General features: G+C 66.1%; 4 protein-coding genes. 2 read left to right on the top strand and 2 right to left on the bottom strand.

What is annotated here, in order from left to right; all coding sequences use genetic code 11:
• The first annotated feature begins 220 nt into the window (after positions 1–220).
• Positions 221–589, top strand: coding sequence for a transposase (locus ACFU8W_RS52320; RefSeq protein ID WP_384052950.1), 369 nt, complete (start codon positions 221–223; stop codon positions 587–589).
• A 242-nt stretch (positions 590–831) separates the two neighbouring features.
• Positions 832–1,011 carry a hypothetical protein gene (locus tag ACFU8W_RS52315; protein ID WP_384052947.1) on the top strand — a complete coding sequence of 60 codons (180 nt, stop codon included), beginning with the start codon at positions 832–834 and terminating at the stop codon, positions 1,009–1,011.
• A gap of 327 nt (positions 1,012–1,338) precedes the next feature.
• On the opposite strand, the gene ACFU8W_RS52310 is transcribed toward ACFU8W_RS52315, so the two are convergent.
• Both ACFU8W_RS52310 and ACFU8W_RS52305 read right to left on the bottom strand, forming a co-directional pair.
• Positions 1,339–1,776 carry a winged helix-turn-helix transcriptional regulator gene (locus ACFU8W_RS52310; protein ID WP_384052945.1) on the bottom strand — a complete coding sequence of 146 codons (438 nt, stop codon included), beginning with the start codon at positions 1,774–1,776 and terminating at the stop codon, positions 1,339–1,341.
• A gap of 47 nt (positions 1,777–1,823) precedes the next feature.
• A partial coding sequence (locus ACFU8W_RS52305; protein WP_384052943.1) for a transposase occupies positions 1,824–2,268 on the bottom strand: 445 nt, incomplete at its 5' end.

Below are 2,268 nucleotides of genomic sequence, written 5' to 3'. Positions count from 1 at the left end.
CAGGACTTCGGGCTCTACGCTCCCTGCATGCGCCTGCGGCTTACCTGTTGCACCTCGGCCGACCTCCATGCCCGGACCGGTCTGACCGGGCCGCACATGCAGCATCTCGTCGGGCAGCTGTGGGAAATCAAGGCAAACACCAGCCGAGGCCGGCCCCGGGGCACTGCCGCTCGCCGACCGGGTCCTGCTGGTCGTCCTCGCCTACAGGACCAACCTCACCATGCAGCAACTCGGCTCCCTGTTCGGTATCTCCCACGCCGCCGCCCACCGCGTCATTACCCCGCTGGCCGAGCCGCTCGCGCAGCTCCTCGGACCACCGCCCACCGACCGTCGTGAACTGTGGGTGGTAGACGGCACACTGATCCCGGTCCACGACCAGCGGCGCACCGCGAAGAGCAAAAACTATCGGCGCAGCGTCAACGTGCAGGTCGTCTGCAGGGCCCGCGACCGGAGGGTTGTCGCCGTCGGAGACGCCTGGCCCGGCAACCGCAACGATGTAGTCGTTTTCCGCGAAACCCTCGAGCGGGCTGTCCGTCAGGGCTCTGTCTCGGGGCCTCGGCGTAAGGGATTCCGGCGAACCGAGTGGTGAACACGGCGTCCGGGACGACGAGCACGGCGTTTTGATCCGTCGGTGCGGAGCGCAGCTGTTGAAGTGCCTCCTCGGTGTGCGGCGAGCCGAGCGCGGCGATGTAGCGGGCGAGCGCCTGTCTGGCCTCCGCCTCGGAGGGGTAAGCCTCGCCGGTGCTCAGCGGTGCGGAGAACGGGTTGTCGTCGCTGTAGTGCGCCCAGGTCCATTCTGTGGAGACTCGATTCCATGTAAGGATCGGAGTCATGGCACGTACCGCCGCCGTGCTCGCCACGCTCAAGCGGCGCTGTCAGGAACTGGCCGAGCAGCACCCCGGCTTGCGAACCATCAAGTTCACCCCGCATGACTTCCGCAGGATCTTTGTTACGAGCTGGTCAACAGCGGCGTGCCGATCCACATCGGCGCAGCCCTGCTCGGCCACCTGAATCTCCAGTCCACACGTGGCTATGTCGCGGTCTTCGACGAGGACGTCGTACGCCACTACATGACCTTCCTCACTGAACGCCGGCAGGTCAGGCCCGCTGAGGAGTACCGCGAGACCACAACCGAGGAGTGGGAGGAGTGGGGGAGGAGTTCGAGGAGCACTTCGACTAGCGCAAGGTCGAATTCGGCTCCTGCGCCCGCCCCTACGGCACGCCCTGCCAACACGAGCACGCCTGCGTCTCTGAACCAATCAGCCTGAGATTGCGGAACCGGCTCATACCTCCGCCTGTTCAGTGATTGGACCTGTGGGAGCAACCGCAAGCCGCGGCCTATGTGAGCCTGACCCCGTTCTGCAGCGCAGGACGACCGGCCGCCGCCTCGTTATCCGGCGCGGTCGAGGCGGGGGCGTTGTCGTACGACTCCCGGGCGTCAAGCAGTTCGTCCAAGTGTTTCTCCGCCCAGGCGCAAGCGACCGCTATCGGTTGGAGCATGGTGCGGCCCAGCGGCGTCAGTTCGTACTCGACATGCGGTGTGGCCTCGGCGTAGACGGTGCGCTTGACCAGACCATCTCGTTCGAGGGACCGCAGCGACTGAGTCAGGACCTTGGGGGTGACGCGGCTCAGCGGCACGCGCAGCTCGGAGAATCGGCGCGGCCCCTGCTCGAGACAGCGGATGATGAGCGCTGACCACTTGTCGCCGAATCGGATCGGATTGAGCGAGGACGGGCACAGTTCGTCGAACATGTCGGCGGGCAGCGGTTCCCTCATAGCCTCACCCTAACTTGACTCTGTCGGGGATCTTGGAGTGGTCGGGATCAGGTGCCGAGGGTCCGCCAGGACTTTGGCCGGGGAATCCTCTGTTGGTCCAGGTAGGTCTGGAAGGTGGTCGGCGGTCTTGGTGGCGAGCCCTCTTCGGTCACCGACCACCTGCTGAGGCGTTCGATGTTCACGGCGATGGCAGTGAGTACGTGTTGCAGGTGGGCTTTCGAGCGTCCTCGGTAGCGGCATTGGCGCATGCCGTGTCCGTGGGCGAATTCGTTGATGGTGCCCTCGACTCCGGAGCGGGCCGCGTAGCGGGCCTTCCATTCGGGTGTCTGCTGCTCGGCCCGGACGCGGAGTTGCAGGTCGCGGAGTTCCTGCGGGGGAAATCCCACGGTTCGGGCGCTGTCGGCGGTGGTCGTGCAGCGGGTGCGGACCGGGCAGGGACGGCACTGGCTCTTGGTGAACCGTGCCACGATCAGAGGTGCCGCGGTGGGTGAG

This window comes from Streptomyces sp. NPDC057565 (assembly GCF_042801455.1).
GTDB lineage: Bacteria > Actinomycetota > Actinomycetes > Streptomycetales > Streptomycetaceae > Streptomyces > Streptomyces yanii.
This window is presented reverse-complemented; position numbering and strand designations above follow the sequence as displayed.

Bases quoted from the DNA above. Each gene is read 5' to 3' on its own strand.
- ACFU8W_RS52310 (WP_384052945.1), bottom strand. From the start codon at position 1,776: ATGAGGGAACCGCTGCCCGCCGACATGTTCGACGAACTGTGCCCGTCC.
- ACFU8W_RS52315 (WP_384052947.1), top strand. From the start codon at position 832: ATGGCACGTACCGCCGCCGTGCTCGCCACGCTCAAGCGGCGCTGTCAG.
- ACFU8W_RS52320 (WP_384052950.1), top strand. From the start codon at position 221: ATGCAGCAACTCGGCTCCCTGTTCGGTATCTCCCACGCCGCCGCCCAC.